The 6721-nt window shown below is 68.8% G+C and carries 5 protein-coding genes; 2 read left to right on the top strand and 3 right to left on the bottom strand.

What is annotated here, in order from left to right; translation table 11 throughout:
• Positions 1 to 17: 17 nt before the first annotated feature.
• Positions 18 to 1487 (bottom strand): PAS domain-containing protein, encoded by a 1470-nt coding sequence (locus tag MKK53_RS05480; protein WP_243927613.1) that lies wholly within the window; start codon positions 1485 to 1487, stop codon positions 18 to 20.
• A 197-nt stretch (positions 1488 to 1684) separates the two neighbouring features.
• Here MKK53_RS05480 and MKK53_RS05475 point away from each other — a divergent pair, with 197 nt between their 5' ends.
• Positions 1685 to 2902 (top strand): GTP-binding protein, encoded by a 1218-nt coding sequence (locus tag MKK53_RS05475; protein WP_243927611.1) that lies wholly within the window; start codon positions 1685 to 1687, stop codon positions 2900 to 2902.
• Between the two features lie 115 nt (positions 2903 to 3017).
• Here MKK53_RS05475 and fghA read toward each other — a convergent pair whose 3' ends face one another.
• Both fghA and MKK53_RS05465 read right to left on the bottom strand, forming a co-directional pair.
• A complete protein-coding gene (fghA, locus tag MKK53_RS05470) occupies positions 3018 to 3851 on the bottom strand; it encodes an S-formylglutathione hydrolase (RefSeq protein ID WP_243927609.1) in 834 nt (277 codons plus the stop codon).
• Between the two features lie 198 nt (positions 3852 to 4049).
• The gene (locus MKK53_RS05465; protein ID WP_243927607.1) at positions 4050 to 5186 is read right to left on the bottom strand and encodes an S-(hydroxymethyl)glutathione dehydrogenase/class III alcohol dehydrogenase; all 1137 of its coding nucleotides are present in this window, start codon (positions 5184 to 5186) and stop codon (positions 4050 to 4052) included.
• Between the two features lie 766 nt (positions 5187 to 5952).
• Between MKK53_RS05465 and rfbF the strand changes: the two genes are divergently transcribed.
• On the top strand, positions 5953 to 6720 hold the full coding sequence (gene rfbF / locus MKK53_RS05460) for a glucose-1-phosphate cytidylyltransferase (protein WP_243927606.1): 768 nt from the start codon (positions 5953 to 5955) through the stop codon (positions 6718 to 6720).
• Position 6721: the final 1 nt, after the last annotated feature.

The following is a 6721-nucleotide window of genomic DNA, read 5'->3' as shown; positions in this document are numbered from 1 at the left end:
GCCGCCCGGCGGCCGGGTCAGTCCCGGGTGATTTCCAGCAGGGGCGCGTCGGCGGTGAAGACCACGCCCCGGGGGCGGTAGTCGATCTCGGCGGTCCCGCCGATCTCCCGGGCCAGGGCGCGCTCGATCATCCGCGAGCCGAAGCCGGTCCGGGTCGGGCGCGCCACCAGCGGGCCGCCCACCTCCTGCCACTGGAACCAGAGCCGGTCGGGGCTCACCCCCTCCACCACGTCCCAGCTCACGATCACCCGCCCCTCGTCCGAGGACAGCGAGCCGTACTTGACGGAGTTGGTCGCCAGCTCGTGGATCGCCAGGGCGAAGGCCAGGGCGACCCGGGGCGCGAGCCGCAGGATCGGCCCGCCGATCTTGAAGCGCTGGTCCTGCTCCACCCCGAACGGGTGCAGCGCGGCGATCACCACCTCCGTCAGCGTCGCCCAGTCGCCGCTGCCCCGCGCCAGCATCTCCGTCGCCGTCGAGAGCGAGTGCAGGCGCGATTCCATCGTCACCTGCGCCTCCTCCAGCGAGGCCGCCCCCCGCAGGGTCTGCCGCGAGATGGACTGGACCGTCGCCAGGGTGTTCTGGATCCGGTGGTTCAGCTCCCCCGCCAGGAGGTCCCGGTGCTCCTCCGCCCGCTTGCGGTCGGTGATGTCCAGGCTGATCCCGGCGATGCTCAGCGGCGTCCCGTCCGCCCGGTACGACGCCTGGCCCCGGAACTGCAGCCAGCGGGTCTCGCCCCGCGGGGTGACCACCCGGATCTCGATGTCGTAGTCCGTGCGCCCGGCGATCGCCGCGTCGCGCGCCGCCAGCTTCCGCTCCCGGTCCTCCGGGTGGATGGCCGCCAGCATCTCCTCGTAGGTCAGGGGGGCGTCCGGCGGGCGGCCGAGGTTCTCCTTGAACCCGTCCGAGGACATCAGCCGCATGACGCCCAGATCCAGCGTCCACGCCCCGAGCCGCCCCGCCTTCAGGGTGAAGCGGAGGCGCTCCTCGCTCTGGATCAGCTCCAGCGACCGGCGCGCCGACTCCGCCTCCAGGGCGTCCCGGTCCTTCTGCAGGAGCACGAGCCGCTCCTTCTCGAGGGTCACGTCGTATTGCGAGGCGAAGAAGTAGGTCAGCTCCCCGTCGGCGGCGAACACCGGCGAGACCAGCAGCCGGTTCCAGAACGGTGTCCCGTCCTTGCGGCGGTTCCGCAGGTCGATCTCGATGGTGACCCGCCGCTCGATCGCGTCCCTCACCCGCCCGACATCCGCCGGGTCCGTCTCGGGCCCCTGGAGAAATCGGCAGTTGCGGCCGATGATCTCCCCGCGCCCGTAGCCCGTCAGCGTCACGAACGCCTCGTTGACGTACACGATCGGGTTGTCCGGCAGCCGCGGGTCGGTGATCACCATCGGCATGCGCGTCGCCCGCACGGCCGCCGCAAACGGATCCGAGCCGACGACGGTGCTGGCGATCTCGGCGTCGATACGCGCGCCGTCTGCGTGGTCGTTCAAGCGTGAGCAGTCCCGGTGGTCCCGACCGTTCTACCGATGCAGCCCGATCAGGCCAGGGGTGCGGGTGTCACACCCACCCGCCATCGGCGGCGCCCGCCATGCCCGCGCGGCCGGTCGTTCCACCCCCGTTGACAATGCAACGTTATTACATTCACAACCGGCGCCGCACCTCGTCTCCCCGCCATCGGTGGTCAGCCATGCCCGCGCGCGACGCCCGCCTTCCCGTCACGGTCCTCTCCGGCTTCCTCGGGGCCGGGAAGACGACACTGCTCAACCACGTGCTGAACAACCGCGACGGCCGCCGGGTGGCGGTGATCGTCAACGACATGAGCGAGGTGAACATCGACGCCGACCTCGTGCGGGCGGGCGGTGCCGACCTGTCCAGGACCGACGAGACGCTGGTGGAGATGACCAACGGGTGCATCTGCTGCACCCTGCGGGACGACCTCCTCGCCGAGGTGCGCCGTCTGTCGGAGGCGGGCCGGTTCGACTACCTGCTGATCGAGGGGACCGGGATCGCCGAGCCCCTGCCGATCGCCTCGACCTTCTCGTTCCGCGACGAGGACGGCCGCTCCCTGTCGGATCTGGCCCGCCTCGATACGATGGTGACGGTGGTCGATGCGGTGAACCTGCTGAAGGATTACGGCTCCGCCGCCTTCCTGCGCGAGCGCGGCGAGACCGCGGGCGCGGAGGACACCCGGACGCTCGTGGACCTGCTGGTGGAGCAGATCGAGTTCGCCGACGTGGTGGTGATCAACAAGGCGCGCGACGTCCCCCCCGAGCACCTGGCCCTGGTCCGCACCGTGGTGCGCGGGCTGAACGCCGACGCCCGGATCATCGAGACCGACCACGGCCGGGCGCCGCTGGACGGCATCCTGGACACCGGGCTGTTCGATGAGGAGAAGGCGCAGGCCCATCCCCTCTGGTTCAAGGAGCTGTACGCCCCCCACGCCCACGTGCCGGAGACCGAGGAGTACGGGATCTCGTCCTTCGTCTACCGCGCCCGCCGCCCCTTCGACCCGGCGCGGTTCGACGCCTTCGTCCACGCCACTTGGCCGGGCCTGATCCGGGCCAAGGGCCATTTCTGGCTGGCGACCCGGCCCGACTGGGTCGGGGACTTCTCCCTGGCCGGCGCGGTGGCGCGGGTCTCCGCCATGGGGTTCTGGTGGTCGGCCGTGCCCCGCACGCGCTGGCCGGAGGAGCCCGCGTTCCGGGAGCGGCTGCACACGGTCTGGAGCGACATCTGGGGCGACCGGCGCCAGGAACTGGTCTTCATCGGCACCGGCCTGGACGAGGCCGCGCTCACGGCGGCGCTCGACGCCTGCCTGATCGGGACCGGCGAGGAGGACGCGTTCGACTTCGACGCCCACCGGGACCGGCCCGACCCCTTCCCGGCCTGGCGGCGGGCCGCCTGAGGCCGGGGCCGTGCCGATGCCCGGGGGGGATGCGGCGATGCCTGCCGCGTCATCCCCGCGGAGGCCCCCGTCGGGGAGGCGTCGCCCCCCGACGGCGCCCCTCGGGCCGACGGGGTCACTTCAGGCGGGCGGCGGCCCAGGCGATGTGGTCGGCCATGAATGTCGAGATGAAGTAGTACGAGTGGTCGTACCCCTCGCGCATGTTGAGGGTCAGGGGGATGCCGGCTTTCTTGCACGCCTCTTCCAGCAGCCAGGGGCGCAGGCCGTCCTGAAGGAAGCTGTCGGCGGTGCCCTGATCCACCAGGAACTCGGGGAAGCGCTTGCCGTCCTCGATCAGCGCGGTGGCGTCGTGGGCGCGCCAGGCGGCCGGGTCGGACCCGAGATACTTCACCAGGGCGGGCTTGGACCAGCCCGCCGTGGAGGGCTGGGCGATCGGCGCGAAGGCGGAGCAGGACTTGAACCGCTCGGGGTAGGTCAGCGCGATGGTGAGCGCCCCGTGGCCCCCCATGGAATGGCCGAGGATGCCCTGGCGGGTCATGTCGGCGGGGAACTCCTTCGCGATCAGCGCCGGCAGTTCCTCCGTGACGTAGCTCCACATCCGGTAGTTCGTGGCGTAGGGCGCCTGCGTGGCATCCACGTAGAAGCCGGCGCCGGAGCCGAACTGCCAATTGCCCTCCTCGTCCGGGATGCCGGGGCCGCGCGGGCTCGTATCCGGGGCGACGACGATCACGCCGTGCTCGGCCGCCGCCTTGCGGTACTCGCCCTTGTCCATGACGTTGGCATGGGTGCAGGTGAGGCCCGACAGGTACCACAGCACCGGGACCGGGCCGTGCTCGGCCTGGGGCGGCACGAACACCGCGAAGGTCATCGGGCAGCCGGTGGTCCGGGCATCGTGCTTGTAGACGCCCTGCGTGCCGCCATGGGCGCGGGCCTTCGAGATGGTTTCCATGGTGCTCTCTCCTGCTGGGCGAGGCGATCGTCTGTGCGGGGGGCGCGGCACTCCTCCCCGGCCGGGGGAGGAGTGCCTGATCGTCGGGACGGCCGAGTGCATCGATCCGGACAGAGGCGTCAGCCCTGTCTGGATCGATCGATGCGAAGACAAGTGACTCGTGCGGAGACGCCTGAACGAAGCGTCGGCGTCACTGCACTAGTAGACCACCACGGAGCGGATCGACTTGCCCTCGTGCATGAGATCGAAGCCGTGGTTGATCTCGTCCAGCGGCATGGTGTGGGTGATCAGGTCGTCGATGTTGATCTTGCCCTCCATGTACCAGTCGACGATCTTGGGCACATCGGTGCGGCCGCGCGCGCCGCCGAAGGCCGACCCCCGCCAGACGCGGCCGGTGACGAGCTGGAACGGACGGGTCGAGATCTCGCGACCGGCCTCGGCCACGCCGATGACGATCGACTCGCCCCAGCCGCGGTGACAGCACTCGAGGGCCTGGCGCATCACGTTGACGTTGCCGGTGCAGTCGAACGAGAAGTCGGCGCCGCCGCCGGTCACGTCGAGGATGGCCTGGACCACGTGATCGTTGCCGACCTCCTTCGGGTTGATGAAGTGGGTCATGCCGAACTTGCGGGCCATCTCCTGCTTGTCCGGATTGATGTCGACGCCGATGATCTTGTCGGCCCCGACCATCCGGGCGGCCTGGAGCACGTTCAGGCCGATGCCGCCGAGACCGAACACCACCACGTTGGCGCCCGGCCAGACCTTGGCGGTGTATATCACCGCGCCGATGCCCGTGGTCACGCCGCAGCCGATGTAGCAGATCTTGTCGAAGGGGGCGTCTTCGCGGATCTTGGCCAGCGCGATGGCGGGCAGCACCGTGAAGTTCGAGAAGGTCGAGCAGCCCATGTAGTGGAACAGGGTGTTCGCGCCGCCGGGGCTCCCGCCGGTCGAGACGCAGGAGAAGCGGCTCGTGCCGTCCGGCATCACGCCCTGGCCCTGGGTCGCCCGGATCGCGGTGCACAGGTTGGTGCGCTGCGACAGGCAGGACTTACAGTTCCGGCACTCCGGGGTGTAGAGCGGGATGACGTGGTCGCCGGGCTTCAGGGTGGTGACCCCGGCGCCGACCTCGCGGACGATGCCCGCGCCCTCGTGGCCGAGGATCGCCGGGAACTTGCCCTCGGAATCGAGGCCGGAGAGGGTGTAGGCATCGGTGTGGCAGATGCCGGTGGCCATCAGCTCGACGAGAACCTCGCCGGCCTTGGGCCCCTCGATGTCGATGGTCTCGATCGTGAGCGGCTTCTTGGCCTCCCACGCGACCGCGGCGCGAGTCTTCATCACGTGTTCCTATTGTCTGGACGATCACGGACGGCGCCGAACTGCCGACTCTTCGGCGCACCTCGCGCGAGGGCGGCACACCGAACGGTCCGAAAATCTGCCGCGTGTGTGATGCGTCTGGCGCCAGGATGCAACGTCTGCCCGCGTGTTTCGGGCGGACGGCCTGGGGTCCCCCGCGGGCTCGCCGCCTGTCCGCCGCCCTGGCACCTCGATGCGCGCGGCCGATGAGGTGACCTGGCGCTCGCCCCGCCTCCCGCAAGGACCGCTCACCCTCGACCGGCGTCCGGAGAGCCGATAACGGGGCAGCCGTTCCAGGGCGAGGCCCCAAGCTCTCGCGAGGAAAGCTCCCGCGAGGACGGGACGGCCCGCCCAGGCCGGGCGCCTCCTCCGCCCCCGCCCCACCCCGAGGGCGTCGGGCGCCGCCTCCCAAAGGGCCGCTCGCCCGGGACATCGCCACTCCGGACACCTCAGCAGGCCATGCGGAACACGGCTGCCGCGCCAGGAAGACGTTGCGCCCGACCGACGACTGAATTATGAGCTTCAGCGAGAATGCTCTGGTTTCACTTGGGAATTTTGTTACAGTAGATCTCGAATCGCAGCAGGATATGAGGCTCTGTAGCTTCTCGCACGGTTCTTGCCCTCCCCAAGTTTAGCCAAGTACAGATGGTGTGAAAGCTGCTGACTGGCACATCGAGACAGCAGGCAGCGTGATGGTAGCCAAAGGCTCGTCGCGCGAGGCCCATTAGGATCAAACGAGCGAGCGCCGATGAAAGTTGTCATACTAGCGGGAGGGCTTGGAACCCGGCTCGGCGAGGAGACCACGACTCGCCCCAAACCAATGGTCGATATCGGCGGCAAGCCGATACTCTGGCATATCATGAAGTACTATTCCCATTTCGGCCTCAATGAATTTGTGATTTGTTTGGGCTACAAGGGCTACGTGATCAAAGAATATTTCTCTAATTATTTTCTGCATACATCGGACGTCACGATCGATCTTCGCTATAACTCGACGACGATCCACAACAACACCGCCGAGCCGTGGCAGATCACGCTGGTCGAGACCGGGGAGTCGACCATGACGGGCGGTCGCCTGAAGAGGGTCCGCCCCTATCTGGGCGAGGGCGATTTCTGCATGACCTATGGCGACGGTCTGTCCAATGTCGACATCACGGCGCTTCTGAAGTTCCACGCGAGCCATGGGAAGCTCGCCACGGTGACGGCCGTCACGCCCGCCGCGCGGTTCGGCGCCATGGTCATCGAAGAGGACGCCGTCTCGCGCTTCGAGGAGAAGCCCGTCAACGTCAACGACTCGATCAACGGCGGCTTCTTCGTGCTGTCGCCCCGGGCGCTCGATCATGTCGGCGACGACAGCACCGTGTGGGAGCGCGAGCCGATGGAGCGCCTCGCGAGCGAGGGCGAGCTGATGGCGTTCCGCCATAGCGGGTTCTGGCAGCCGATGGACATGCTCCGCGACAAGCTGCACCTCGAAGAGCTTTGGGCCAAGGGGCAGGCGCCCTGGAAGAAGTGGTGAC

The sequence above is a fragment of the Methylobacterium sp. J-076 genome, assembly GCF_022829405.1.
Classification (GTDB): domain Bacteria; phylum Pseudomonadota; class Alphaproteobacteria; order Rhizobiales; family Beijerinckiaceae; genus Methylobacterium.
The sequence above is the reverse complement of the archived record's forward strand: the minus strand, read 5'-3'. Positions and strand labels throughout refer to the sequence as shown.

Coding starts and splice junctions, on each gene's coding strand:
- MKK53_RS05465 (WP_243927607.1), bottom strand. CDS start 5,186: ATGAAGACTCGCGCCGCGGTCGCGTGGGAGGCCAAGAAGCCGCTCACG.
- MKK53_RS05475 (WP_243927611.1), top strand. CDS start 1,685: ATGCCCGCGCGCGACGCCCGCCTTCCCGTCACGGTCCTCTCCGGCTTC.
- fghA (WP_243927609.1), bottom strand. CDS start 3,851: ATGGAAACCATCTCGAAGGCCCGCGCCCATGGCGGCACGCAGGGCGTC.
- rfbF (WP_243927606.1), top strand. CDS start 5,953: ATGAAAGTTGTCATACTAGCGGGAGGGCTTGGAACCCGGCTCGGCGAG.